Annotated in this window: 23 protein-coding genes; 14 read left to right on the top strand and 9 right to left on the bottom strand. The window is 61.6% G+C overall.

Features of this window, described 5'->3' with window-relative positions:
• Positions 1–2: 2 nt before the first annotated feature.
• Positions 3–452 carry a GNAT family N-acetyltransferase gene (locus K3759_RS00620; RefSeq protein WP_259983635.1) on the top strand — a complete coding sequence of 150 codons (450 nt, stop codon included), beginning with the start codon at positions 3–5 and terminating at the stop codon, positions 450–452.
• Here the strand turns inward: K3759_RS00620 and K3759_RS00615 are convergent.
• From K3759_RS00615 to K3759_RS00605, 3 genes are all read right to left on the bottom strand, one after another.
• Positions 442–1,947 carry a heme biosynthesis protein HemY gene (locus K3759_RS00615; protein WP_259983634.1) on the bottom strand — a complete coding sequence of 502 codons (1,506 nt, stop codon included), beginning with the start codon at positions 1,945–1,947 and terminating at the stop codon, positions 442–444. The two genes, K3759_RS00620 and K3759_RS00615, sit on opposite strands and share 11 nt — an antisense overlap.
• A gap of 10 nt (positions 1,948–1,957) precedes the next feature.
• On the bottom strand, positions 1,958–3,574 hold the full coding sequence (locus K3759_RS00610) for a hypothetical protein (RefSeq protein WP_259983633.1): 1,617 nt from the start codon (positions 3,572–3,574) through the stop codon (positions 1,958–1,960).
• 71 nt (positions 3,575–3,645) lie between these two features.
• Positions 3,646–4,344 (bottom strand): uroporphyrinogen-III synthase, encoded by a 699-nt coding sequence (locus tag K3759_RS00605; protein ID WP_259983631.1) that lies wholly within the window; start codon positions 4,342–4,344, stop codon positions 3,646–3,648.
• Between the two features lie 75 nt (positions 4,345–4,419).
• Here K3759_RS00605 and tsaD point away from each other — a divergent pair, with 75 nt between their 5' ends.
• Genes tsaD through K3759_RS00585 form a run of 4 tightly spaced genes read left to right on the top strand, consistent with a single transcriptional unit; the run spans position 4,420 to position 7,166 of the window.
• Positions 4,420–5,523 carry a tRNA (adenosine(37)-N6)-threonylcarbamoyltransferase complex transferase subunit TsaD gene (gene tsaD / locus K3759_RS00600; RefSeq protein WP_259983630.1) on the top strand — a complete coding sequence of 368 codons (1,104 nt, stop codon included), beginning with the start codon at positions 4,420–4,422 and terminating at the stop codon, positions 5,521–5,523.
• Positions 5,520–6,473, top strand: coding sequence for an NAD(P)H-dependent glycerol-3-phosphate dehydrogenase (locus tag K3759_RS00595; RefSeq protein ID WP_259983627.1), 954 nt, complete (start codon positions 5,520–5,522; stop codon positions 6,471–6,473). Before tsaD ends, K3759_RS00595 begins: the two co-directional genes overlap by 4 nt.
• 1 nt (position 6,474) lies before the next feature.
• Positions 6,475–6,747 (top strand): YciI family protein, encoded by a 273-nt coding sequence (locus K3759_RS00590; RefSeq protein ID WP_259983624.1) that lies wholly within the window; start codon positions 6,475–6,477, stop codon positions 6,745–6,747.
• Positions 6,747–7,166, top strand: coding sequence for an EVE domain-containing protein (locus K3759_RS00585; RefSeq protein ID WP_259983623.1), 420 nt, complete (start codon positions 6,747–6,749; stop codon positions 7,164–7,166). The genes K3759_RS00590 and K3759_RS00585 overlap by 1 nt, the downstream gene beginning before the upstream one ends.
• Before the next feature lie 257 nt (positions 7,167–7,423).
• Here the strand turns inward: K3759_RS00585 and K3759_RS00580 are convergent, their stop codons facing one another.
• The 4 genes from K3759_RS00580 to K3759_RS00565 form a co-directional block, all read right to left on the bottom strand.
• Positions 7,424–7,765 carry a DUF2853 family protein gene (locus K3759_RS00580; RefSeq protein WP_259983621.1) on the bottom strand — a complete coding sequence of 114 codons (342 nt, stop codon included), beginning with the start codon at positions 7,763–7,765 and terminating at the stop codon, positions 7,424–7,426.
• A 171-nt stretch (positions 7,766–7,936) separates the two neighbouring features.
• The gene (locus K3759_RS00575; RefSeq protein WP_259983619.1) at positions 7,937–8,836 is read right to left on the bottom strand and encodes an MSCRAMM family adhesin SdrC; all 900 of its coding nucleotides are present in this window, start codon (positions 8,834–8,836) and stop codon (positions 7,937–7,939) included.
• A gap of 205 nt (positions 8,837–9,041) precedes the next feature.
• Positions 9,042–10,433, bottom strand: a complete 1,392-nt coding sequence (ahcY, locus tag K3759_RS00570; protein WP_259983618.1) for an adenosylhomocysteinase — start codon at positions 10,431–10,433, stop codon at positions 9,042–9,044.
• A gap of 84 nt (positions 10,434–10,517) precedes the next feature.
• A complete protein-coding gene (locus tag K3759_RS00565) occupies positions 10,518–10,820 on the bottom strand; it encodes an S-adenosyl-L-homocysteine hydrolase (RefSeq protein ID WP_259983617.1) in 303 nt (100 codons plus the stop codon).
• Positions 10,821–10,898: 78 nt separating this feature from the next.
• Here K3759_RS00565 and K3759_RS00560 point away from each other — a divergent pair, with 78 nt between their 5' ends.
• Entirely contained in the window at positions 10,899–11,495 is a 597-nt protein-coding gene (locus K3759_RS00560) for an HD family hydrolase (RefSeq protein WP_259983615.1), read from the top strand.
• A complete protein-coding gene (locus tag K3759_RS00555; RefSeq protein ID WP_259983614.1) occupies positions 11,492–11,971 on the top strand; it encodes a GNAT family N-acetyltransferase in 480 nt (159 codons plus the stop codon). Before K3759_RS00560 ends, K3759_RS00555 begins: the two co-directional genes overlap by 4 nt.
• On the opposite strand, the gene K3759_RS00550 is transcribed toward K3759_RS00555, so the two are convergent.
• Positions 11,968–12,522, bottom strand: coding sequence for an ActR/PrrA/RegA family redox response regulator transcription factor (locus tag K3759_RS00550; RefSeq protein WP_311199013.1), 555 nt, complete (start codon positions 12,520–12,522; stop codon positions 11,968–11,970). The two genes, K3759_RS00555 and K3759_RS00550, sit on opposite strands and share 4 nt — an antisense overlap.
• A 46-nt stretch (positions 12,523–12,568) precedes the next feature.
• Positions 12,569–13,183 carry an SCO family protein gene (locus K3759_RS00545; RefSeq protein WP_259983611.1) on the bottom strand — a complete coding sequence of 205 codons (615 nt, stop codon included), beginning with the start codon at positions 13,181–13,183 and terminating at the stop codon, positions 12,569–12,571.
• Between the two features lie 99 nt (positions 13,184–13,282).
• Here K3759_RS00545 and regB point away from each other — a divergent pair, with 99 nt between their 5' ends.
• The 7 genes from regB (at position 13,283) to addA (ending at position 24,812) form a co-directional block, all read left to right on the top strand.
• The gene (gene regB / locus K3759_RS00540) at positions 13,283–14,674 is read left to right on the top strand and encodes a sensor histidine kinase RegB (RefSeq protein ID WP_259983610.1); all 1,392 of its coding nucleotides are present in this window, start codon (positions 13,283–13,285) and stop codon (positions 14,672–14,674) included.
• A gap of 87 nt (positions 14,675–14,761) precedes the next feature.
• Positions 14,762–16,288 (top strand): PAS-domain containing protein, encoded by a 1,527-nt coding sequence (locus K3759_RS00535; RefSeq protein WP_259983608.1) that lies wholly within the window; start codon positions 14,762–14,764, stop codon positions 16,286–16,288.
• Between the two features lie 57 nt (positions 16,289–16,345).
• Complete coding sequence (gene tsaE, locus K3759_RS00530; RefSeq protein ID WP_259983605.1) at positions 16,346–16,819, top strand: tRNA (adenosine(37)-N6)-threonylcarbamoyltransferase complex ATPase subunit type 1 TsaE; 474 nt, start codon at positions 16,346–16,348, stop codon at positions 16,817–16,819.
• Positions 16,816–17,829: an aminoglycoside phosphotransferase family protein gene (locus K3759_RS00525; protein WP_259983603.1), complete on the top strand. Its 1,014-nt coding sequence runs from the start codon at positions 16,816–16,818 to the stop codon at positions 17,827–17,829. The genes tsaE and K3759_RS00525 overlap by 4 nt, the downstream gene beginning before the upstream one ends.
• Positions 17,802–18,494: a nucleotidyltransferase family protein gene (locus tag K3759_RS00520; RefSeq protein WP_259983602.1), complete on the top strand. Its 693-nt coding sequence runs from the start codon at positions 17,802–17,804 to the stop codon at positions 18,492–18,494. The genes K3759_RS00525 and K3759_RS00520 overlap by 28 nt, the downstream gene beginning before the upstream one ends.
• Positions 18,487–21,444, top strand: a complete 2,958-nt coding sequence (gene addB, locus K3759_RS00515) for a double-strand break repair protein AddB (RefSeq protein ID WP_259983600.1) — start codon at positions 18,487–18,489, stop codon at positions 21,442–21,444. The genes K3759_RS00520 and addB overlap by 8 nt, the downstream gene beginning before the upstream one ends.
• Positions 21,441–24,812 (top strand): double-strand break repair helicase AddA, encoded by a 3,372-nt coding sequence (gene addA / locus K3759_RS00510; protein ID WP_259983598.1) that lies wholly within the window; start codon positions 21,441–21,443, stop codon positions 24,810–24,812. The genes addB and addA overlap by 4 nt, the downstream gene beginning before the upstream one ends.
• The last annotated feature ends 1 nt before the right edge of the window (position 24,813 follow it).

Below are 24,813 nucleotides of genomic sequence, written 5' to 3'. Positions count from 1 at the left end.
CCATGTCCGACCTCACAATTCGTACCGTGAAAGACCACGACCGCGCCGATTGGGAGCGGCTCTATCAAGGCTATGCCGCGTTCTACAAAGTCGAGCAGACGCCAGAGATGCGCGCACGAGTCTGGTCTTGGCTACATGATCCGCTGACCGAGGTCGAAGGGCTGGTCTGCGAAGATGCTCAAGGACGCGTGATCGGCCTGACCCATTTCCGGCACTTCGCGCGCCCCTTGGCGGCGGCGACGGGCTGTTTCCTCGACGATCTTTTTGTGGAGCCCGAAGCCCGCGGCAGCGGCGCCGCCGACGCGCTGATTGGGGAGGTGAAAAAAATCGCCCAGAAACGCGGCTGGAGCCTCGTGCGCTGGATCACGGCCGAGGATAACTACCGCGGCCGTGGGGTGTATGACAAGCTGGCCACGCGGACCAACTGGGTCACCTACGACATCAAGCTGTAGGGTCAGGCGCCTTTTTCGGGGCGTCGGGATTGGTCGGCTCGTCTGTGTCCGTCACCAACTCTGCCTCTTCGATGTCGTCGGTCCGGGTTGTCAGCGCGCCTTCTGGCGGCGTCGTTTCCGGGGCCCCGACGATCAGCGGCAGCATCTGCACACCGCTTGGCATGGCGACTTCGGAGAGCGGCGGCGTTTTCCATTCCAATGTGTCAAAGCTTTTGCAGTTTTCGCAGATCGGCTTCCATTCGGCGTGGATGTGGTGACAGTTTTCGCAAATCCACTGCGGCCCGCGCGAGACATTGAGCGCGCGTGTCAGCCAGCCTTTCACAACCGTATCAGACGCGCCTTCGCCCCGCTCAATCGCGGCCATAAGCGTGACGGACCGCGCCGAAGGATCAGTCTCAACCAGATTGCCAAGCGCACGGCGCGCTTCGGGGAAGTCCTCATTGGCGATGTGCAATTCGGCCAGCAGCATCTTGGTTTCGGGATGATCGGGCTGCGATTTGGTCAGCGCGCGGAACCGTTTGATGCGCTGCTGCGGGGTTTCATCCGGCTGGATCTCGGCAAAGGCGGCGGCGAGATCGGGGTGCGGATGCACGCTCCACGCCTTTTGCAATACTTTCGAGGCGTAGCGGGGTTTATCCTGCGCGATATAGCTGCGCGCGGCCATCACGGCGGCTGGCACCAGATCGGGCGACAGGCGGTTGGCTTCGATCGCGGCTTCGCGCGCTTCGATGCTGTTGCCCTCGGCGATGACTTCCCGGGCTTCCGACAGCGCCAGCACCGCATCGCGGCGTTTGTGCACGTCGCGCGGCAGATGGCCGTTTTTGTATTTGGCTTGCAGCGTCTGGCGCGCACCAGTCCAGTCGTGTTTGTCGGCCTGAAGCTTCAGCAGCGTATCGCCGGTTTCTTCGTGTTTGGGCTTCAGCGCGAAAGCTTTCTCGGCCAGTTTCAGCGCTGTCTCCGTATCTCCGTCAGCCAGCTTTTGCTTCATGATGCCGCGCACGCCGACGAAACGAGTCTTTTCGTCTTCGACCAGCTTGCGGTAGGTCCGTTCGGCCTTGCGGCGGTCGCCTGCGAGTTCAGCGGCTTGGGCCGTCAGCAAATTGGTTAACGCCGGACGCTTGAGGTAGCGGTCCGCCTTGGCGGCCTTGGCCATCGCAACCTGCCCTTCACCGCTGGCCAGCGCCATCAGCCCGTCCGACAGCGCCTCATAGCCCTTCCGCTCACGGTTTCGGTCAAAGTAGCGCGACAGCGCCGTCTCATCCCCGTTCAGGAAATGCCATGTTGCCGACAGCAACGCCACGATCTTGAGCAGCACCCAGACCGCGAACATCAACAGCAGCACGGCGATCACCGATTGAAGTGGCCCAAGGGTGTATTCCGTGCCTGCCACGGTCAACTGTATGCCGCCCTCGCTTTCCAGCAAGAAGCCCGCACCCCAGGCCAAAGCGGCGACAAGCACGACGAAAAGAACGATTTTAATAAGAGACCAGAGCATTTTTCGTTCCTCAGTTGGCCGTCAGGCGTTGGGAGAGTTCATCAGCAGCGGTTTTCGCGGCCTGACGCGCGCGGGCATCGGCGAGCCATTCCGCCATCGCGTCCTGCGCAGGCGCGGGCAACGTGTCAATCTCGGCCAGTGCATCGGTCAAACGGCCATCGCGCACCGCCGCTTCGGCGCGGGAGAGGACAGCATCGGCATCCGTTCCGTCACGCGGCGCAACCGAACGGGCACCGAGCTGGCGTTTCAGGAAACTGCCAAAGCCACCTTCACCTTCTTCAGGCACGGCGGCGCGGGCGGTGGCCAGTGCCTGCCGCGCGGCATCGGGATAGCGCGCTTGCAGATTGGCGAGAGTAACCACACCGCCCGCGGCGGTATCACTCAGCGCTTGGGGGATGTCCTCAACCCCGGCTTCCTGCAATTCTGCCAACGCGGTCTCAAAGGGGCGTCCGGCGCTGATCGCGGCGTTCATCTGGGTCATCGCTGTCTGGGCACGGGCCGCCTCGGCTGCGGCGGCGGTGGCCTCTTCGGCGCTTTGGGCGTTGTCCAGCAGGCTTTCGATTTCGCTGCGCTGCTCAGCAACAGAGGCGCGCAGGGCCTCCATCTCACGCTCAAACGCCGCGACCGCAATCTCGTTTTCGCCACCGCTCACGGGCTGTTTTTCAACCGTGGTGAGGCGGTTGTCGATCTCAGCCAACTGGGTTTGGAGCGCCGAAAGTTCTTCGCGGGCGGAGGTCAGCTCTGCGCTAAGCGCATCGACCTGCGGCAGGTTTTCCGGAAGGGCGGCAGGCTCATCAGCGCGGGCTTCTAAATCAGCGATGCGGGCCTGTTGCGCTTCCAAAGCGCTCTGCAGGTCCGCCGCACTTTGCGCGCGGGTGCCGAGCACGTCGTATTCCGATGCGGCAAAGCCCAGACCCGCGGCAATGGCACCGCCGAGAAGCATTGGGAAAAAGACACTCCGCTTGCGTTCTTTCGGGGCGGGCGCGGGGGTTGGTGTGGGCGTCGGGGATGGTTTTGAAGGCGCGTCGCTCGGCTTTTCGGTCTTGGTCGACGCGGGCTTTGACGTGCTATCGCTTGGTTTCGTCGCAGCCGCCGATGCGCGCGAAGGCGCGGGATCGGCGGCTGGTTTCTCTGGAGGCGTTACCTTGTCTTTGGAGAGAGTACCGTTGGAGGTTGCCTTGGGATCCTCCTTGGCAGAGGTCGTCACTGGCTTCGTATTTGTGGCGGCAGAGGGGCCCTCGGCCTTGGTAGGTACCTTTGGATTATCCTTGTCGGGGGTCGGCCCTGACTTCGGGTCTGTAGCGCTCTCGGCCATGGCCGGCGCTTTGTCATCAGGCCTGGACAGGTCACTTGCAGCGGTCGGTTTTGCCGTCGCGCTGTCGGATCCCGGCGCGGTTCTGGGCGTTTTGCCCGGCTCGGTTGGTTCAGTCTTTGCCGTATCGGCATTGGCGGCATCAGTTTTCGGCCCGTCGGATTTCAACGCGTCCGCACGCTTACCATCGGTCTCGATTGGCTTCGACTCACCAGCCTTCGCTGCCGTTGTTGCCTTATCCGCCGCAGGAGGGGTCTGATCGGCCGTGGTCTTGTCCGCTTCGTTCTTGCTGACCGTCTTTTTGGGTTTCGCCACGCCGTCCGCCTTTCGATTCTGAACCTGTCATTCACTCGCAGAGGCGAGCTTACCCGGCATACCTATGCCCCTCAAGGCAAGGTGGTGCAGCGAAAAAGTTTTTCAACGCCCTTCGCCATAGCTTCGCCGGTGGGTTCTGCGGCGACATCATGCGCATAGAGCGGCAGAGCTTCAAGCGCTTGAGCGGCGGCGGGGCTGATCGACAGGGCGATGACCTGCTCGGTGCAGGTGGCCTCGCGGGCGAAATGCTGGGCGCTACGCGGTGAAAAGAGCGGCACGATGACCGGGGCAGAGCCATTTAGAAGGGCCTGCGCCTCCTCCGTGAGAGGTAGAAGGTTTTGTTCATAGACCGTCGCGACTTTAGTGGTGAGACCCGAGGCGCTTAAAGCCCCGGCAACATCGCCCCGCCGATGGCGTCCGGCAAGGTGTAATAGCGGTCCGATCTGCAGGCGACTGGAAAGCTTTGCAATCATCGCCTCGGCATCCAGCCCGACCATTTCCGCCTGCCATTTTGCCCTGGCTGCCGCTTCCGTGGTTTGCGGCCCCACGCAATAGGCGGGCCGCCCGTTTCCCTCTGGCCCATGAGCGACACCATTGGCCGAGGTAAAGATCACCCCAGCAAAGGGCGTCAGATCAATCGCCTCGCCTGTCGGGGCAATCTCAATCAAGGGAGAGATCACGGCCCCTTCGCGCAGTGCAGGCGAGAGCCGATCCAGAAACTGCGCAGCACCGGGTTGAGGGCGTGTCAGAAGCAATCTTGGCTGTGGCATCGCAAGGCTCCGGCATTGTTTGCGCGTGATAGCGGTGTTACCTGCGGTACAGGTGCCTTGCAACGGAAAGCCCCCATGCCCTCTACCCAGCCTCAGCCCCGCTTGATCCTTGGTTTGGAAAGCAGTTGCGACGATACCGCAGCCGCCGTGGTGCGCATGGATGAGGACGGGCGCGGCACCGTGCTGGCCTCGGTCGTGGCGGGCCAGACCGAGTTGCACGCCGACTTTGGCGGCGTCGTCCCCGAGATTGCCGCCCGCGCCCATGCGGAAAAACTGGATCACTGTGTCGAAGATGCCTTGGCCGAGGCCGGGATCGGCCTGCCGGAGATCGACGCCATCGCCGTCACTGCGGGGCCGGGGCTGATCGGCGGCGTGGTCTCAGGGGTGATGTGCGCCAAGGGGCTGTCGGCAGCGACGGGCAAGCCGCTTTATGGGGTGAACCATCTCGCCGGTCATGCGCTGACCCCGCGTCTAACCGATGATGTGCCCTACCCCTATTTGATGTTGCTGGTGTCGGGCGGGCATTGCCAGTTCCTGCTGGTGCGCGGGCCGGAAAGTTTCGATCGTCTCGGCGGGACAATTGATGATGCGCCGGGCGAGGCGTTCGACAAGGTCGCGCGGTTGTTGGGTCTGCCCCAACCCGGTGGGCCGTCAATCGAGAAATGCGCGCAAGAGGGCGACCCGAAACGCTTTGCCCTGCCACGTCCGCTGTTGGATCGTGACGGGTGCGACATGTCCTTTTCGGGCCTGAAAACCGCCGTTCTGCGCGCACGCGACAAATGCGTGGAAGCCCATGGCGGGCTGACGCGGCAGGATCAAGCGGATCTGGCGGCAGGGTTTCAAGCTGCCGTAGTCGATGTGCTCACCCACAAAACGCGCCGCGCTTTTGCGGATTATCCAAATGAGGGCGCGCGTGGCCTTTGCGTGGCGGGGGGCGTCGCGGCGAACAAGTCCATACGCACCGCGTTAGAGACTGTTGCGGCGGAGCAGGAGGCGCGTTTCATCGCGCCACCGCTGGCGCTCTGCACAGATAATGCCGCGATGATCGCCTTCGCGGCAGGAGAGCAAGCCGCCTTGCGCGAGGCCGATGATCTGACACTCTCGGCACGTCCCCGCTGGCCGCTGGATACCGCGCGACCTTCGATGCTTGGCAGCGGCAGGAAGGGGGCCAAGGCATGAGCGTTTCCGTTCTTGGTGCAGGGGCTTTCGGCACGGCGCTGGCAATCTCGCTCGCGGGTAAAGGGCCGGTGACGCTCTGGGCGCGCGATGCAGGGGATATGGCCAAGCGCCGTGAGAATGCCAGACGCCTGCCGGGCTGCCCTTTTCCCGAAACGCTCGCGGTGACGGATAGCCTCGAGGAAGCGAGCGAGGCCGAGATCCTACTACTGGCCGTGCCGATGCAGAAATTGCGCAGCGTTTTGGAAGAGCACAAGGATGCGCTTCACGGGAAACATTTGGTTGCTTGCTGCAAGGGCATCGAACTGAGCAGCGGCGTCGGGCCGGTGAGCGTGATCTCCCAGACCATCCCCGATGCCACGGCTGCGATCCTGACGGGGCCAAGCTTTGCCGCTGATATCGCCCGCGGCTTGCCCACCGCGCTGACCTTGGCCTGTGGCGATGCGGCGGCGGGCAAACACCTGCAAGCGGAACTGACCACGGCGAACCTGCGGCTCTACCGCACCACGGATACCATCGGCGCGGAACTGGGTGGGGCGCTGAAAAACGTCGTCGCCATCGCGAGCGGGGCCGCGATTGGGGCGGGTCTGGGCGAGAGCGCCCGCGCCGCTTTGATGACGCGTGGCTATGCCGAGATGCAGCGCCTCGCCGCGCATCTGAAGGCGGAGCCGACTACGCTGGCCGGGCTTTCAGGCTTTGGCGATCTGACGCTGACCTGCACCTCCGAGCAATCGCGCAACTACCGACTGGGGCAGTCGCTGGGGCAAGGAACGCCCTTTGACTCTTCGACCACGGTCGAAGGTGCCGCCACCGCCCGCGCCGTTGATGCATTGGCGCGCAAAGCCGCACTCGATATGCCAATTACTCGCGCGGTTGCCGGATTGCTCGACAACCAGTTAGATGTGGCTGGCGCCATGAAGTCACTGCTGACCCGCCCCCTAAAGGAAGAATGATATGTTTGTTGCCCTGATTGCCCATGACAAAGCCGATGGCCTGCCGATCCGTCAGGAAAACCGGCCTGACCACCTTGCCTACCTCAAATCCAGCAATGCCGTGGCTCAAGCTGGCCCGCTTCTGGACGCCGAGGGCGGCATGATCGGCTCGCTCATCATTCTGGATGTGCCTGACATGGCCGCGGCCGGAGATTGGGCCGCGAATGACCCCTATGCCAAGGCCGGATTGTTCCAAAGCGTGACCCTGACCCACTGGAACCGGGTGATCGGCTGATGGCCTATTGGTTGTTCAAATCCGAACCCGCAACATGGAGCTGGGCGGACCAAAAGGCCAAAGGCGACGCGGGTGAGGAATGGGACGGCGTGCGCAATTATCAGGCGCGCAACTTCATGCGTGAGATGAAGCTTGGCGATCTGGGGTTCTTCTACCACTCGCAAAAGGACCGGGAGATCGTCGGCATTGTTGAAGTCTGCGCGGAAGCCCATCCCGACAGCAGCACCGATGACCCGCGTTGGGAATGCGTGGACATCAAAGCGGTGCGGTCATTCAGCGTGCCTGTGACGCTAGATACGATCAAAGCGGACCCACGGCTTGAAGATATGGTACTGGTAAAAAACTCCCGCCTGTCGGTGCAGCCCGTGACCGAAGCGGAATGGGAACTTATCTGCGCTTTGGGCAAAACTAAGCCTTAAGATCGGAAAAATTAACGATTAGGAAACGAAAAAGGGTTCCGGCACCCCGCCAGAACCCTTCTCACCCCATGTGCTCCCGTAACCACCACACATGTTCTTAAACCTCTGATCAGCCGCTAGACCGATACAAGAGTGATAGCAGAAGTCAGTCATTCTCGCAACTTTCTACTGTGTCAAAGCCCCTTCAAAAACGAAACGCGCGCTTAACCAAGCGCGCGTCCCAAATAAGGTTTTATTAATTCATTGCAACGGCTTAATCAGCCGTAAACGGCCTCTTTGCCGAAGTGTTTGACCAGCATGTAATAGACCACGGCGCGGTACTTGTTCCGCTCGGAACGGCCATAGGTCTCGATCGCTTTTTGAATGCCGCCCATGAGATGTTCGTCATCCGGCAAGCCAAGTTTCTTGATCAAGAAGTTCTCTTTAACGGTGTTCAATTCAGCCGTATCGCTGGAAGACACCGTTTGCGCGTCAGCGTTATAAATAGACGGACCGCAGCCGATCGTCACTTTGGTCAGCAGGTCCATATCCGGATCCATGCCGCACTTGTTCTTCAAATCTTCGGCGTATTTGGCGATCCATTCGTCACGCTTGCCCATAAAATCTCTCCCAATAGTAAACTTCGGCCCTTCAGGGGTTCCTGAAACGGGAGCCTAAAGTCATATCCCTGTTTTGCAAAAGATTTATTTCATGCGGTAGGCAGGTCCCGGAGTCGCAAAAAAAGAGGCGCCCGCGGTGGGGCGCCTCTCGGTTAGAATATCGGCGGTCGCTTAGGACGCGTCGTCGAGACGCACGTCGTCTTCGAGACCTTCAATGGCGCTCTCATCAACTTCGGGCTGGGCTTCCAGTTCGGCTTTGGTCCAAGAGCTTAGCTTTAGGTCGTTCTCAGCAGCCATGGAGATTTCGTCAAGCGGCACGGCGACAGTGTGTTCGCCAAGGCCAAGGAAACCGCCCACGCCTACGATCGCGGCGTAGCCTGTATCGGTTTTGATTACGTAATCAATGTCACCGATCTTGTCGCCATCGGCTTCGACCACGGTCAGGCCAACCAGGTCACCCACAACCATACCGGAGAAAGCATTGCTCATGCCGGTGTCGGTGCGCGTCACGTCTGTTTCCATGTTCGCTTCGGTATCGGAAGCGACATCATCGGTCAGGTCAGTCTCATTCTCACCTTCGATTTCGGCGGTCATTTCGCTATCGACCGTCGCGTCGTCATCAGTGGCGACGTCGGTGTCTGCATCAACATCCGCTTCGATCTCGCTGTCTGTTTCCGCACTGAGCGTAGAGTTGGACTCAGAATCTGCGTCACCGGCCAGATCGGCTTCGGCATCAAGGTTCGTGTCGCTCTCTGTCTCGGCGGTTAGATCGCCTTCGACTTCTACATCAGATTCGACGTCAGCTTCAGCGCTGTCGGTTGTGGAGCGCACGGCGTCATCCACGGCCTCGGCAGTCTGATCTGCGGCATCGCGTGTCGCTTCGGCTGTGTCTTCTGCCTGCTTCTTAAGCGATGTGCCCAGATCCTCGGCGGAATTGCTTACGCTCTCACCCGAGACAGTCGCCTCGGCGGTCGCAGCAGCACCGGCCTCGGTGTCTGCGGTCTGAGCGAATGCGGTGCCCGCTGTCAGTGCAAGGGCGGCGACGGTGGATTTCAGGAATGTACGTTTCATTTTCGAACTCCTTTTTAATGGTCTGGGGGAGAAACACCGCCCGCCTGACTATGTTCCGCCCTCTAGCAGGCAGCTACGGAAATGTGCTTGAATCCGCCGATCGACCGTTATTTTAGTTTTAGTTCAATGCACTAGATGAAAAACGCCGCCCTGCGGTCTGCGGGGCGGCGTAAAAATCTTGGGAAGGGGCGGAACCCCTCGGGATTTAGTAGCGGTAGTGCTCGGGCTTGAACGGACCATCGGGGGTCACGCCGATATAGGCAGCCTGTTCGGCATTCAGCTTGGAAAGCTTCACGCCGATCCGATCAAGATGCAGGCGGGCAACTTTTTCATCCAGATGCTTGGGCAGGATGTAGACGTTATTGCCGTATTTGTCGGTGTTTTCCCAGAGCTCGATCTGCGCCAAAACCTGATTGGTAAAGGAGGCTGACATCACGAACGACGGGTGGCCGGTGGCGTTGCCGAGGTTCAGCAGGCGCCCTTCGGAGAGCAGGATCAGGCGATTGCCGTTCGGCATCTCGATCATGTCCACCTGTTCTTTGATGTTTGTCCATTTATGGTTCTTCAGCGCCGCGACCTGGATTTCGTTATCGAAGTGGCCGATGTTGCCGACAATCGCCATGTCCTTCATCTCGCGCATATGTTCGATGCGGATCACGTCCTTGTTGCCGGTGGTGGTGATGAAGATATCGGCGGTGGCTACGACATCTTCCAGCAGCACGACTTCAAAACCGTCCATCGCGGCTTGCAGCGCGCAAATTGGATCGACCTCGGTCACTTTCACGCGGGCACCGGCACCGCGCAGGCTTGCGGCAGAGCCTTTGCCGACATCGCCGTAGCCCATGACGACCGCGACCTTACCGGCCATCATCGTGTCGGTGGCGCGGCGGATACCGTCGACGAGGCTCTCTTTACAGCCATATTTGTTGTCGAATTTCGACTTAGTGACAGAGTCGTTCACATTGATCGCGGGGAAGGGCAATTGGCCCTGTTTCACCAGATCATAGAGACGGTGCACGCCGGTGGTTGTCTCCTCAGAAACGCCTTTAATCTGCTCACGCATCTTGGTGAACCAGCCGGGGCTTTCCGCCATACGCTTTTTGATCTGAGCAAAGATCGCTTCTTCTTCCTCGGACTTCGGCACGGCGATCAGCTCTTCTTCGCCATTCTCAACCCGTGCGCCCAGCAGAATGTACAGCGTCGCATCGCCGCCATCGTCGAGGATCAGGTTCGGGCCTTCGGGGAACATGAAGGATTTGTCGAGGTAATCCCAATGCTCAACCAGCGACTGGCCTTTGATGGCGAAGACCGGAACGCCCGCTTCGGCAATCGCCGCCGCGGCGTGGTCTTGGGTGGAGAAGATGTTGCAGGATGCCCAACGCACATCCGCGCCAAGTGCGACAAGCGTCTCAATCAGAACGGCGGTCTGGATGGTCATGTGCAAAGAGCCGACGATCCGCGACCCTTTCAAGGGCTTGCTTTCACCGTACTCGTCGCGCAGCGCCATCAGGCCCGGCATCTCGGTTTCGGCGATGTCCAACTCTTTACGACCGTAGGCCGCCAGATTGATATCCTTAACAATATAGTCGTGGGCCATGCGGCGCTCCTGTTTGCAGTGTTGCAGGGCGGTTAGCACCTTCGCCGCGAATTCTCAATGTGAATGGGGAAACGCCCCGCCTCATCAATCCAGAAGAGCGGCCAGTTGCTTATCGCCAGCGAGCCCGGCCATCCAGTCATCGCCCTGTGCCATGACACAGGCATTGCCATCGGCCATGGTTTTCACCAATGTCCACGTCCCCGATTGATCCGATGCCCAGAGTTGGCTGTTGTCGTTCCGCTGGCCCGGCACAGGCTCTTCACCGTACCAATCGATCAGGGCGGACTTCATTTCCTTGGCGGGCATGCAGACTTCTTCTGCCTGTGCAGCACCTGCGAGGCTGGCCAAGGTAACTGCAAGTATCGTACCGGAAAAAACGGGTTTCATGATTATCTCCTTCGTGGGATGAACAGGATGTAAAGGGGAATGGTTCCCAAAGGATTACCAAGGAAGGACCGCATCGCGATGGCTCAGAAACCCCGCGCGTGGCAGAGGATGCTCTCAGGTCGGCGGCTTGATCTGCTGGACCCGACCCCGGTGGATGTTGAGATTGAGGACATCGCGCATGGGCTGGCCTTCGTCGCCCGCTGGAACGGGCAGACGCGGGGCGACTATGCCTATTCGGTCGCCGAGCATTCGCTGCTGGTCGAGACGATCTTTGCCCGGATCGCCCCCCGCGCGCCTGCGAAATGGCGCTTGGCAGCCCTTCTGCATGACGCCCCGGAATATGTAATCGGTGACATGATCTCGCCCGTGAAGGCTGCCGTTGGGCCGGATTATCGCGCCTTGGATGAGCGGTTGACCACCGCCGTGCATCTCCGCTTCGGCCTTCCCGCCAGCTTGCCGGTGCGGGTGAAGCAGCAGATCAAGAAGGCGGATCGCGTCAGCGCATGGATGGAGGCGAGCCAGATCGCTGGCTTTTCCGAGACCGAGGCAACCCGTTTCTTTGGCCGCCCCGATGCGGCGCTGATGGAGGGGCTAACCATCCTGCTGCGCCCGCCGGTTGAGGTGCGCGCCGAATTCACCGAACGGCACGCGGCGCTGCTGCGCGAGATGGCGTGATCCACATCCGCCGCGCCGGGGCGCTTGATACGCGCGCTTTGGCCGAACTGCTGAACGCCATTATCGCCAAAGGCGGCACCACCGCCATGGTCAGCCCCGTCACCGCGCGTGAGTTGCAGGGCTGGATGGCCGCCCCCGACAGCGCATGGCATCTGGCGGAAGGTGAAAGCGGCAAGATCAAAGGCTTTCAGTACATCGAACCCCATCCAGACCTGCCAGCGGGCGGCGTAGATGTGGCGACATTCGTGCGTTTGGGAGAGACGGGCTTCGGCATCGGTTCGGCCCTGTTTGAGCAGACGAAGCGCGCCGCCCGTGACCTAGGCTATGGCCATATCCATGCCATCATCCGCGCCGACAATTCCGGCGGGTTGGCCTATTACCAAAGCCGCGGGTTTGAAGATTTCCGCCGCCTGCCCAACTGTACGCTGACCGACGGCACGCGTGTTGATAAAGTTTGGAAACGGTTCGAGCTTTAGCGCGGCGAGCGTTTTGCCAAAATCCGCTGCAAGGTCCGCCGGTGCATGTTCAGGCGCCGCGCGGTTTCCGATACATTGCGATCACACAGTTCATAGACCCGCTGGATATGCTCCCATCGTACGCGATCCGCACTCATGGGATTTTCCGGCGGCTCGGGCAGATTGCCCCCGGTGGCCAGAAGCGCGTTCACGATGTCATTGGCGTCAGCGGGTTTTGAGAGGTAATCCGTAGCGCCACTTTTGACCGCCGCAACCGCCGTGGCAATCGCCCCATATCCGGTCAGCACGACAACCCGCGTATCGGCGCGTTTGTCGCGGAGCACTTCGACAACATCGAGACCATTGCCATCCTGAAGGCGCAGGTCGACCACGGCAAAGGCCGGGGGACGCGCGGTGGCGATGGCCTTGCCCGCCGCGACAGAACCTGCGGTTTCCACCTCAAAACCGCGTTTTTCCATCGCCTTGGCCAAGCGGCGCAGGAACGGCTCATCGTCATCGACCAGAAGCAAACTGCGGTCTGGGCCTAAGTCAGCAATATCCTGCATCAACATACCCTCTCAAAGGTTAATATGGGGCGGCTATCGCGGCGGGTCAATTTCAGCTTTGATCGAGGAAGCAACCAATGCTGTCGGCCATCTGCTCGGGACGCACTTCGCGGCGGAAAAAGTCCACGACGCCTTCGCCGGGCAATACCAAATAGCTGAAGGTCGAGTGATCGACGAGGTATTCGCCATTCTCATCTGCCGGGTGGGCCTTGTAGTAGGTGCGGTAAGCTTGGCTGGCCGCTTTGACTTGTTCAGGCGAACCGGTGAGCCCTACCATACGCGGGTGCATTACCTCGGCAAAGTCACCGACCACTTCGGGCGTGTCGCGTGCCGGGTCGACGGTGATGAAAACCGGCGTGATGCTCTGACCGCGCTCTTCTAGAATCTCGGTCGCTGCGGCGTTGCGGTCCACGTCCAGCGGGCAGACATCGGGGCAAGAGGTATAGCCGAAATAGAGCAAGGCGGGCTCGGTAATCACGTCCGCATCGGTTACGGTTTCGCCGGCACCGGTGACCAATTCAAACGGCCCGCCGATATCGCCGCCCGCCACTTGGCTCGACCGGCAGGAGGCATAGGCATCGTCTTCGCCGCGCAGCACCATAAAGGCCGTGCCTGCCAGAAATACCGCTGCAACCCCAACTGCACCGAATGCAATCACCTGTTTCATGTCAGTCCTCCGCGCCGATAGCCGCTCTTGATCGTGTTTCGCCGCAGACCTACGCTAGATCGCAGGTGATGCAAGACGCAAAGAAGTGATGGGGCTAAGATGACGCAGGCAAATATTCGGCCCCTCGACGGGCGCACCCGCGCCAGTTGGATCCGGCTGCGCACGATGATCCTGTTGCGCTGGTTCGCCATTGCCGGACAGTTGACCGCGGTGACCGTTGCGCAATGGGCGCTTGGGCTGCAACTGGCCTTTGGCCTTTGTTATCTGACGATTGGTGCCTCGGTGGTGGGCAACCTCGTCGCGGCCTTCGTATTCCCCCAGAACAAACGCCTGTCCGAGCGCGAGAACCTCGCCATGGTGCTGTTCGATCTGCTGCAGCTGACCGCGCTGCTGGGGCTGACCGGGGGGCTGCACAACCCGTTCGCACTGTTGTTGTTGGCGCCGGTCACGATCTCTGCCACCGCGCTCAGCCTGCGCTCGACATTGGTGCTGGGCGGTACGGCGATCATCGCAGCTTCGGTGCTGGCGCTGTGGCATCTGCCGCTGGTCACCCAGTCTGGCGATGTGTTGCGCCAGCCGGGCATCTTTGTCTTTGGCCATTGGGCGGCGCTGCTGATCGCCATTGTCTTTACCAGCGCCTATTCCCGCCGTGTCACGTCTGAGGTCCACTCCATGGCCGACGCGCTCTCGGCCACGCAATTGGTGCTGGCGCGCGAACAGAAACTGTCGGACCTTAGCGGCGTCGTCGCTGCCGCCGCGCATGAGTTGGGCACGCCGCTGGCCACCATCAAACTGGCCAGCACCGAACTGCTGGGTGACCTCGAAGACCGGCCCGATCTGGCCGAAGACGCCGCGTTGATCCGCGATCAGGCTGACCGGTGTCGCGATATCCTGCGCGACATGGGGCGTATCGGGAAAGACGATCTCCACATGCAACGCGCGCCCCTGACAGCCGTGGTGAAAGAGGCCGCCGAGCCGCATCTGGAGCGTGGCAAGACGGTGATGTTCTCTGACAATCCAATGGCCCGAGATCACGCGCGGCCCCCGACGATCCCCCGCAAACCCGAGATCATTCACGGGCTGCGCAATTTGGTGCAAAACGCAGTGGATTTTGCTGAAACCACGGTTTGGATCGAGACCGAATGGTCCGCCGAGGATATCTCAGTGCGGATTATCGACAATGGGCCGGGTTTCCCGCCCCAGTATCTGGGCCGGATCGGCGATCCATTTCTGCGCCGTCGTAGCGGCACGGCCAGCGAACCTGCGCGGCCTGAATATGAGGGTATGGGGCTGGGACTTTTCATCGCCAAAACATTCCTCGAACGCTCCGGCGCGCGGCTGCGGTTTGCCAATGGGTCAGACAGCGGTTGGCTGCGCGGGCTGCCCCCCGCAGGCAGCGGTGCGGTGGTCGAAGTCGTCTGGCCGCGCCGCCTGCTGGACCTTGGCCCCGACGATACAGTTATCGGAGAGAACCAGCGCCTGACCGCTTGACTGCGGGCGCCATGAAAAGGCGTTAATGAACCATTAACCTTTGGCCGCCAAAATAGGGCGTCGCATTTGCCGAAAGGGTTTTCCGTCATGGCATTGCCGGATGTTCTCATAGTGCTTGCCGCCGCCTCTGTCACCGCTTTGGGCGCCCTCTGGTGGCTGAACCTGACTGCTGGCCGCCCCGCCGTGGCCCCGCCTGACATCGACGATATGAGCCTGCTTTTCGAAGACGGTCACCTGATCCACGGCTCTGACAGCGCGCTGACCCGCTTTGCCCTCGCCCCCGGCTATCACCAATGGGAGGATATCCGCGAAGCGCTGCTGTCGCGGTTTCCGGAATTTCCAGCTGTGCCCCGCCATGGGGCCACCGGCAATCTCACCCTCGCGGCAGAAGATGGCGACAGCCCGCCAGAGCTTCGCATCACGTGGCGGGACGCATTATGCTGGTTGCATCTCCCCCAGACCCGCGTGGCGGAAGAGATTACCCAGGAGACTTTCACCAAACTTGCCGCCCTGCGCCGCGCCAGTGACAGCAGTCCAAACCCCGCGTGGCAGACCGAAGCAAGCGGGCGGATCATCTGGCACAATCGGGCATATGCGGCGCTTAAACGAAAGGCAAAAACTGATCCCGACAGCGGCGGTGCCGCCCTGTTTAGCACGCCCTCACCTGAACACCCTAACCGCGTCTGCCTGCGCAATGCCGAAGAAGGAAAGCCCGATTGGTACGCCCTGACAACCACCACAGAGGACAATGTGCAGGTCTATCACGCTACCTGTATCAACGCCGTTGTCGCCGCCGAAGAGGCGCAGCGCAACTTTGTCCAGACCCTCGCCAAGACCTTTGCGCATCTGTCCATCGGGCTGGCGATCTTCGATCGCAATGGGCAGTTGGCCCTGTTCAACCCCGCGTTGGTTGACCTGACCGCCCTGCCCGCCCCGTTTCTCAGCGCCCGACCCACAATGGTGTCGTTTTTCGATCAACTGCGCGAAAGCCGCCGCATGCCGGAACCGAAGAACTACAAGACTTGGCGTCAGGAGATTGCAGAGGTGATCTCCGCTGCGACCGATGGGCGCTATCAGGAAACATGGTCGCTCGAGAACGGGCAGACCTACAGCATTCGTGGCCGCCCGCACCCCGATGGCGCCACCGCCTTCCTGATCGAAGACATCACAGCCGAAGTCACCCTGACCCGTAATTTCCGCGCCGAGCTTGAGCAGAGCCAAAGCCTGCTCGACACGCTCGAAGATGGTTTCGCCGTTTTCTCCGCCTCCGGCGTGCTGACATTCTGCAACGCCGCCTATCGGACCCAGTGGAAGCAAGACCCCGACAAAAGCTTTGCCGAAATCACCATCAATGACGCAATCCGCGTCTGGCAAGAAATGTCGGCGACCACTCCGCTTTGGCCCGACATCGCCGAATTCGTCCTCTGCCGCGGCGACCGTGATGGCTGGAACATGCCTATCTACCCCCTTAAAGGCGCGCCGCTCTCCTGCGAGGTCTCGGCCATCGCTTCTGGCGCAACGCTTGTGCGCTTCCGCCCGATCCCTGCCGGGGCGGCCTGCAAAGATCGCTCGGCCACCCCTTCTGAAAGCAACCGGCGGCAACCCTCCAACTAGGGCATTCCCGTCCGCTTTAATCTTGCGGCTGCGCGTCGGCACGCTAAGCATGGGGGCATGTCCGACGATACCCTTTCCCTCCTGCTTAGCAGCCCTGATGAGACCGCCCGGCGCGCCCGGCAATTGGCCCGCCGCCTGTTGCCCGGTGACGTCATCCTGCTCAGCGGCGATGTCGGTGCGGGTAAGACCCATTTCGCCCGCGCGCTGATTGCTGAGCTGCTTGACTATCCCGAGGATATACCCTCGCCTACCTTCACGCTGGTGCAAACCTATGAGGGTCAAAGCGGTGCGATCTGGCATGCTGACCTTTACCGCCTGACCTCAACCCATGAGATTGAGGAACTGGGGCTGGTCGAAGCCTTTCACGACGCAATCTGTCTGGTGGAATGGCCGGATCGGCTGGGTCCGCTGGCGCCAGCCGGCGCACTGCATATCAGTCTTTTCCCCGGTGACGAAGAAGACAGCCGCGTGCTGACTGCCCAATGGACCCAAGCCGATTGGTCCGACAGGCTGACCGAGTGGCGCATATGACGAAACGCACCCTTTTGATCGATACCATTTTGCAAATGGCAGGCTGGGCCGAGGCCACCCGCAAACTTCTGGCAGGCGATGCCTCTAACCGGCGCTATGACCGGTTGCGCAAAACAGATGGCGATACGGCCATCTTGATGGATGCCCCACCGGAACGCGGCGAAGACGTGCGCCCCTTCCTCCATGTCGCCACCCACCTCGCGGACTGTGGCCTCAGCGCGCCGGCGATCTACCACGCCGACAGCGACCAAGGGTTGCTGCTGATCGAAGACCTTGGCGATGATCTCTTTGCCCGGTTAATGGCGGCCGATCCCGCTCAGGAACTCCCCCTTTACCGCGCCGCCGCTGACGTGCTGGTCAAGTTGCACAGCGCCCCCTTGCCGGAACTGCCGCTTTGCGATGCCGAATGGCTTACCGATATGACGGCCCCTGCATTTGACTTCTACGCGCCCGAAGGCGGGCGACAGGCAAAAGACGCTTTCGGGCAGGCTTTCCACCCCCTCGCCACTGCACTGGATGACGCCCCGACGGTCGTGATATTGCGCGACTATCATGCTGAGAACCTGCTGTGGTTGCCGCAGCGCGAAGGAGCCGCGCGCGTGGGCTTGCTGGATTTTCAGGATGCGCTGCTGGGCCACCCGGCCTATGATCTTGTCTCAATCCTCCAAGACGCCCGCCGCGATGTCCCCCGCGCAGTAGAGGCGCAGATCATCGACTATTACCTCGGTCAAACTGAGCAGGAGGACGCCCCCTTCCGCCGGGCCTATGCGCTGCTTGGCGCCCAGCGCAACCTGCGCATTCTGGGCATCTTTGCACGCCTTTGCCTGCGCGATGGCAAACCGCATTACGTCGATTTGATCCCCCGCGTGTGGCAGCATCTGCAACATAACCTGCGCCATCCCGCGCTTGCCGCTGTGGCTGATAGTCTTGCAGGCGTGCTGCCGCCTCCGACCCCCGAATTTCTGGAGCATCTGAAAAGCCAATGCGCGAGAATCCCGACGCCATCATGATGTTCGCGGCCGGGTTCGGCACGCGTATGAAACATCTCACCCAAAACCAGCCCAAGCCCATGGTGCCGGTTGCCGGGCGCCCCTTGGTCGACCATGCGCTGGACCTTGCCCGTGGGATTTCGCCTGCGCGGATCGTGGCGAACCTGCACTACCTGCCTGACCAGTTGGACGCCCATCTGCGGACGCAGGGCGTAGAGACCGTGATTGAAACGCCTGAGATCCTCGACACGGGCGGTGGGCTGCGCAATGCCCTGCCGCTGCTGGGCGCGGGCCCCGTGTTTACCATGAACAGTGACGCGATCTGGGCCGGGGCGAACCCCCTCGAAATGCTGCGCAGCGCATGGGATCCGGCCCGAATGGAAGCGCTGTTGATGACTGTGCCGCTGGAAAACACACTTGGACATGGCGGCACGGGCGACTTTACCCGCGGTGCGGAGGGCCGCCTGCAACGCGGACCGGGGCAGGTCTATGGCGGAGTGCAGATCATCAAGACCGATCTGCTAGCCGATATCGATGCCGAGAAGTTCTCCCTAAACCTGTTGTGGGATATGATGCTTAAGCGCGAGACGCTGTTCGGCCTGCCCTATACCGGGCGCTGGTGCGATGTGGGTCATCCCGACGGCATTCCCCTCGCCGAAAGCCTTCTGGCGGGCGCCGATGTTTGAGCCGCAGGACAGCCCCCGCGTCTTTGGCCTTGCCCCCGGGGTCGACTTCCCACGCGGGCTGGTGCGTGGGCTTTGTGACCGGTTGGAGGGTGGCCCGCCCGAGGCGATGGCTCGGGTAGAACTTATAGTGAACACCAACCGCATGGCACGCCGGTTGCGCCATGATTTCGATGCGGGCCCGGCAGGCTTTCTGCCGCGCATCCGGCTGATCACGGACCTTGACGCCTTGGCGCCGGGCGTTGCCCTACCAGCGCCGACACCGCCCCTGCAACGGCGGCTGGAACTCATTCAGCTGGTCTCGCGCCTGCTGGATGCCGCGCCGGATCTCGCGCCGCGTGCGTCACTTTATGCACTGTCGGACAGCCTCGCCGGGTTGATCGACGAGATGCAGGGCGAAGGGGTCTCTCCCGAGACAGTGGCCGGGCTGGACGTTGGCCATCTTTCAGCCCATTGGGAGCGCGCGCAGCGGTTCCTTGCCATCGCCCATGATTATCTAGGCCAGACCACAACCCGCCCGGATGCCGAGGCGCGGCGGCGGCAACTGGTTGCCCGGATCATCGCCCGTTGGCAGGACGCGCCGCCGCAGCATCCGGTCATCCTCGCTGGCTCCACCGGGTCGCGCGGGACCACCGCGCTGCTGATGGAGGCCGTGGCCCGCCTGACCCAAGGCGCGGTTATCCTGCCGGGTTTTGATTTCGAGATGCCGACCGCCGTTTGGAATGAACTGGATCAAGCGCTTTTGGCCGAGGATCACCCGCAATACCGTTTCCGCAAGCTGATGAATATGCTTGGCGTTTCACGGGGGGCGATTGAGCCTTGGTGCGAGATGCCCGCCGTTTCTGATGCACGCAACAAGCTCCTGTCGCTGTCGCTCCGGCCTGCGCCGGTCACCCATGCTTGGCTGAACGAGGGGCCAAAGCTGGAAGACCTGCATGGTGCCACGGCCGACATCACCCTGATCGAAGCGCCCACGCCGCGGGTCGAGGCATTGGCCATCGCCCTGCGTCTGCGCCAGGCTGCCGAAGACGGGGTGAAAGCCGCGTTGATCACGCCTGACCGGATGCTCACCCGGCAGGTCACGGCGGCGCTGGACCGCTGGAACATCCTGCCCGACGACAGCGCCGGGATGCCGCTGCAACTCTCCCCGCCGGGGCGGTTCTTGCGCCATGTGGCGGCGCTGTTTGTCCGAAAACTCGATGCCGAAGCGCTGCTGACCCTGTTAAAACACCCGCTGACCCACAGCGGCGCGGGGCGGAACTTTCACCAGCTTTACACCCAGCGGCTCGAGGCCGAGATCCGCCGTCACGGGCTGCCCTATCCCGATGCCGAAGGGTTGACCGAAATCGCGGAACGCGCGGCAAAGCGGATGGAAGACCCCAGCGGCTTCCGCGATTGGGTTGCTTGGCTGGGCGAGACCTTTCCCGGCCATGACGCCCCCGGAGAGCGGCCCCTGCCAGATTGCGTCGCCACCCATTTAGCGCTGGCCGAAAGGATCGCTGCCGGTCAACCCGCTGACCCCGATCATCTGCTTTGGCAACATGGCGCAGGCATTGCGGCGGAAGCTGTGATGGCGAACCTTACCGAACATGCCGTGCATGGCGGCGCGATGAATGCCGCCGATTATGCCGATCTGCTCGGCGCGCTCTTGTCCCAAGAGGAGGTGCGTGAGGCCGATACCCCGCATCCCGACATCATGATCTGGGGCACGATGGAGGCGCGGGTACAGGGGGCCGATCTGGTCATCCTCGGCGGACTGAACGAAGGCACCTGGCCCGAAGCGCCGCCGCCCGATCCTTGGCTTAACCGTCAGATGCGCGAGAAGGCCGGGCTGCTGCTGCCCGAACGGCGCATCGGCCTGTCGGCGCATGATTATCAACAGGCCATCGCCAGCCCCGAGGTTTGGATCACCCGCGCGATCCGCTCGGATGAGGCTGAAATGGTGCCTTCGCGCTGGTTGAACCGCTTGGGCAACCTGCTGGGCGGCTTGGGCGAAACTGGCGGACCAGAGGCGTGGAAGGCGATGCAACAACGGGGCAACCGCTGGCTGGATCAAGTGCGCGCCTTGGAGGCAGTGGAGCGTACGCACCCCGCGCCGCGCCCCTCGCCCCGCCCGCCCCGTGTCGCGCGGCCCCGCAAGCTATCGGTGACCGAGATCAAGACACTGATCCGCGACCCCTATGCCGTCTACGCCAAACACAGCCTGAAATTGCGGCCGATCAATCCCCTCGTGCAATCACCGGATGCGCCGGTGCGCGGCATCGTTTTGCACCGCATTATGGAGGATTTCGTGAAGCTGGTGGCCCGCGACCCTGCGCGGCTGAACCGTGACACCTTGATGCAAGTCGCCGCCGAGGTGTTGGAGGAGGAAGCCCCTTGGCCCGCCGCCCGCGCCATGTGGCTGGCGCGGATCGACCGGATCGCCGATTGGTTCATCGCCCGTGAAAGCCAGCGGGCGGGTTTTTCCAGCCCCGTGGCCTTTGAGCAAGGCGCGCGCGGCAGCTATACCTTTGCTGACCTCGGCTTTACCCTCAGCGGGTTTGCGGATCGGATCGACCAGACCGATGATGGCGATGTGCTGATCTATGACTACAAGACCGGAACCCCGCCGGGCAAAAAGGAACAGCGCCTTTTTGACAAGCAACTCTTGATTGAAGCAGCGATGGTCGAGCGTGGCGGCTTTCCTGAGGTGGGCGTGGCCCATGTGGCCCATGCTGCCTTTATCGGGTTGGGATCGAAACCCGTCGAAGTACCCGCGCCGCTTGAAGAGGAGAACCCTCAGGAAGTGCTGGCTGGCCTTCACGCGCTGCTCTCACGTTACCTTGATGAGGGGCAAGGCTTCACGGCGCGGCGCATGGTGCAGACCGATGCCTTTGCCGGAAACTTTGACCAACTCGCCCGTTTCGGCGAATGGGACGGCACCAGCCCCGCCAAACCGGAGGATCTGGAATGATGCGCGATTTTGACGATGCCACCCGCGCCCAGATCGAAGCGGCGCGGCCCGATGCCTCCACTTGGCTGACCGCGAATGCGGGCTCTGGCAAGACCCGCGTGCTGACCGACCGCGTGGCGCGGCTGTTGCTGGATGATGTCGAACCGCAACATATTCTTTGCCTGACCTACACCAAGGCTGCCGCCTCTGAGATGCAGAACCGTCTGTTCAAACGCTTGGGCGAATGGGCGATGCTGAAGGACAAGGCACTGCGCGATGCCTTGGCCGATCTTGGCGTGCAGGGCGAATTAGCGCCTGAGCAATTGCGCAATGCCCGCACCCTTTTCGCCCGCGCGATTGAGACACCGGGCGGGCTGAAAATCCAAACCATCCACTCCTTCTGCGCCGCCCTTCTGCGCCGCTTCCCGCTGGAGGCGCAGGTCAGCCCGCAATTCACCGAGATCGAAGACCGCGCCGCCGATCTGCTGCGCGCCGAGATCGTTGATGAGATGGCCGAAGGCGAAGATGCCCCTCTCGTGGCCGACATCGCGCGGCACTACACAGGCGAGGATTTCGCGAGCCTGACCCGTAGCATCGTCGGCCAGCGCGACGCTTTTACCGAAGCGCGGTCATGGGCCGATATCCTAGCGCTTTTTGACCAACCCGAAAATCTGACCGAAGACAGCATCGCCGGTTCCGTCTTCCTCGGCAGCGAAGCGGCGATGATGGCCGAGATCATTCCCCATCTGCTCGCCAAAGGCGGCAATGACGGCAAAGCGGGGGCGGCCCTGCAAGAGATTGACCGCTATGACCTCTCCGCCCTGCCCCAGTTGGAAAATATCCTTCTGACCGGCAGCGGTGCCAAAGCACCTTTTACCGCCAAGATCGGCAGCTTTCCGACCAAGCCGACGCAGAAGGTCATCGCCGAGCAGATGCCGCAGCTTGAGCAGTTGATGCAGCGCGTTGAAGATGCCCGCGAAGCGCGGCTGGCCCTGAAAGCGGCGCGCAAGTCCTATGTGCTGCACCGGTTCGCGGCCCGTTTCCTTGACCGTTACGCGAATGAAAAGCAAAAGCGCGGCTGGCTCGACTTTGACGATTTGATCCTCAAAGCCCGCGCTTTGTTGACCGACAACGCGGTGGCGGCATGGGTGCTGTTCCGCATCGACGGCGGCATCGACCATATCCTCGTCGACGAAGCGCAAGACACCTCGCCGCGCCAGTGGGACGTGATCGAACGGCTGACGGATGAGTTCTACTCAGGCGCCGGGGCGCGTAGCGAGGTGGACCGCACACTGTTTGTCGTGGGTGATAAGAAACAGTCGATCTACTCTTTCCAAGGGGCGGACCCCGAAGAGCTGGACCGCAAAGGCACGACATTCGAGCAGAAGATCGGTGAAGCGGGACAGTTTTTCCAACGCCGCAGCCTCGCCTATTCTTTCCGGTCCTCTTCGGCGATCTTGCAGGCAGTCGATGGGGTTTTCGATCCGGAGATCCAAACCGGGTTCACCAATGACGGGCATCTGGCCTTTAAGGACCGCCTGCCCGGCCGCGTCGATCTTTGGCCCTTTATCGAAAAGGCTGGCCCCGATGAGGAGGGCGATTGGACCGACCCCGTGGACCGCCGCAGCGCGCGGCATCACACGGTGCAACTGGCCGAACGCATCGCGCGGCGGATCAAGGAGCTAACCACCGAAGCGCATTACCTGCCCGACGACAGCAAGGGCGGCTTGGCGCGGCGGCGTATCCAACCGGGGGATTTCCTGATCCTCGTGCAGCGCCGCTCGGCTTTGTTTTCCGAAATTATTCGCGCCTGCAAAGCGGCGGAACTGCCTATCGCAGGGGCGGATCGGCTGAAGGTCGGAGCCGAGCTCGCGGTGCGCGATCTGGCGGCGATCCTGTCCTTCCTTGCCACGCCTGATGACGACTTATCGCTCGCAACCGCGTTGAAATCACCACTGTTCGGCTGGTCAGAACAACAGCTTTTTACCCTCGCCCACTACCGCAAGGAGGATCACCTCTGGCAGGCGCTGCGCGGCCAGACCGAGACCCACGCCGCCACCCTCGCCGTACTGCGGGACCTGCGCGGGCAGGTTGATTACCTGCGCCCTTACGACCTGATCGAACGCATTCTCACCCGCCACGATGGCCGCCGCAAACTGTTGGCGCGGCTGGGACCAGAAGCCGAGGATGGGATCAATGCGATGCTAAGCCAAGCGCTCTCTTACGAGCGCGGCACGGTGCCCAGCCTGACCGGGTTCCTACAATGGATGCAGACCGATGATCTGGAAATCAAACGCCAGATCGACAGTGCTTCGAACCAGATCCGCGTGATGACGGTGCATGGGGCGAAAGGGCTGGAAGCGCCGATCGTGATCCTGCCCGACACCGGGCGGCGCGATGTGACGATCAAGGATGAGATCATCACGGTGAACGGCACGCCCGTATGGAAAGCCTCTGCCGATGATATGCCGCAGTCCATGCGCGCGCGGCTGGACGAGATGAAAGAGGCCGCGTTGCAAGAGCGGCTTCGCCTGTTCTATGTCGCCATGACGCGGGCCGAAAAATGGCTGATCGTAGCGGCGGCGGGGGAATTGTCGAAAGATGAATCCTCTTGGTATCAGATTACTGCTGCCGCTTTGGCCCGGCTGCACGCCGAACCTTTGGGCGATGATGGTACTCTGCGCTATCAACAGGGCGATTGGGATGCGCTCGACATCATTGAGACGCCTGAGAAAATTGTCACAACGCCTGCGTTAGACCCTATATTCGCCGGCTCAGCCCCCTCTCCTCATGGGGAGGATAAAACGCTCTCCCCCTCTGATCTTGGCGGTGCCAAGGCGCTGGCGGGCGAGGCGGGCTTTGATATGGATACCGCGCTAAGCTATGGTACTTTAGTCCATGAATTGCTGGAGCACCTCCCGCTTATGACACCGGAAGCGCGGCAGGTATTCTTGGACCGTTTGGCCCGAAATCTCCCCACCGAAATGATCGCACGCGCGCAGGACGAAGCGGAAGCGGTGTTGCGCACCCCTGCCCTCGCCCCGCTGTTTGCCGACACGACGCTTGCCGAAGTGCCAGTAACCGGAAGCCTCGGAGAACAGCGTCTACACGGCACGATCGACCGTTTGGTGATCGCCGAAGATCACATCCTTGCCGTCGATTTCAAAACCAACCGCGTGGTTCCCGGCACGGCTGAGGCTTGCCCGGACGGTCTGTTGCGTCAGATGGGAGCCTATGCCCATATGTTGCGTCAGATTTACCCTGATCGGCAGATTGAGACGGCCATTCTGTGGACGGCAACCCCCGCGCTTATGGTGTTACCCAACGATATCGTGACAAATGCGCTGCGTGCCCTGCCATATCTTGACGCCACTGCCATGCGTTCATAGG

The organism is Sulfitobacter sp. W027 (genome assembly GCF_025143985.1).
GTDB lineage: Bacteria > Pseudomonadota > Alphaproteobacteria > Rhodobacterales > Rhodobacteraceae > Sulfitobacter.
The sequence above is the reverse complement of the archived record's forward strand: the minus strand, read 5'-3'. Positions and strand labels throughout refer to the sequence as shown.

Coding starts and splice junctions, on each gene's coding strand:
- K3759_RS00575 (WP_259983619.1), bottom strand. CDS start 8,836: ATGAAACGTACATTCCTGAAATCCACCGTCGCCGCCCTTGCACTGACA.
- K3759_RS00550 (WP_311199013.1), bottom strand. CDS start 12,522: ATGTTGATGCAGGATATTGCTGACTTAGGCCCAGACCGCAGTTTGCTT.
- K3759_RS00520 (WP_259983602.1), top strand. CDS start 17,802: ATGCGCGAGAATCCCGACGCCATCATGATGTTCGCGGCCGGGTTCGGC.
- K3759_RS00620 (WP_259983635.1), top strand. CDS start 3: ATGTCCGACCTCACAATTCGTACCGTGAAAGACCACGACCGCGCCGAT.
- K3759_RS00580 (WP_259983621.1), bottom strand. CDS start 7,765: ATGGGCAAGCGTGACGAATGGATCGCCAAATACGCCGAAGATTTGAAG.
- K3759_RS00545 (WP_259983611.1), bottom strand. CDS start 13,183: ATGAAACAGGTGATTGCATTCGGTGCAGTTGGGGTTGCAGCGGTATTT.
- K3759_RS00595 (WP_259983627.1), top strand. CDS start 5,520: ATGAGCGTTTCCGTTCTTGGTGCAGGGGCTTTCGGCACGGCGCTGGCA.
- K3759_RS00535 (WP_259983608.1), top strand. CDS start 14,762: ATGGCATTGCCGGATGTTCTCATAGTGCTTGCCGCCGCCTCTGTCACC.
- K3759_RS00560 (WP_259983615.1), top strand. CDS start 10,899: ATGGCTCAGAAACCCCGCGCGTGGCAGAGGATGCTCTCAGGTCGGCGG.
- K3759_RS00605 (WP_259983631.1), bottom strand. CDS start 4,344: ATGCCACAGCCAAGATTGCTTCTGACACGCCCTCAACCCGGTGCTGCG.
- addB (WP_259983600.1), top strand. CDS start 18,487: ATGTTTGAGCCGCAGGACAGCCCCCGCGTCTTTGGCCTTGCCCCCGGG.
- regB (WP_259983610.1), top strand. CDS start 13,283: ATGACGCAGGCAAATATTCGGCCCCTCGACGGGCGCACCCGCGCCAGT.
- K3759_RS00585 (WP_259983623.1), top strand. CDS start 6,747: ATGGCCTATTGGTTGTTCAAATCCGAACCCGCAACATGGAGCTGGGCG.
- tsaE (WP_259983605.1), top strand. CDS start 16,346: ATGTCCGACGATACCCTTTCCCTCCTGCTTAGCAGCCCTGATGAGACC.
- K3759_RS00525 (WP_259983603.1), top strand. CDS start 16,816: ATGACGAAACGCACCCTTTTGATCGATACCATTTTGCAAATGGCAGGC.
- ahcY (WP_259983618.1), bottom strand. CDS start 10,433: ATGGCCCACGACTATATTGTTAAGGATATCAATCTGGCGGCCTACGGT.
- addA (WP_259983598.1), top strand. CDS start 21,441: ATGATGCGCGATTTTGACGATGCCACCCGCGCCCAGATCGAAGCGGCG.
- tsaD (WP_259983630.1), top strand. CDS start 4,420: ATGCCCTCTACCCAGCCTCAGCCCCGCTTGATCCTTGGTTTGGAAAGC.
- K3759_RS00615 (WP_259983634.1), bottom strand. CDS start 1,947: ATGCTCTGGTCTCTTATTAAAATCGTTCTTTTCGTCGTGCTTGTCGCC.
- K3759_RS00565 (WP_259983617.1), bottom strand. CDS start 10,820: ATGAAACCCGTTTTTTCCGGTACGATACTTGCAGTTACCTTGGCCAGC.
- K3759_RS00590 (WP_259983624.1), top strand. CDS start 6,475: ATGTTTGTTGCCCTGATTGCCCATGACAAAGCCGATGGCCTGCCGATC.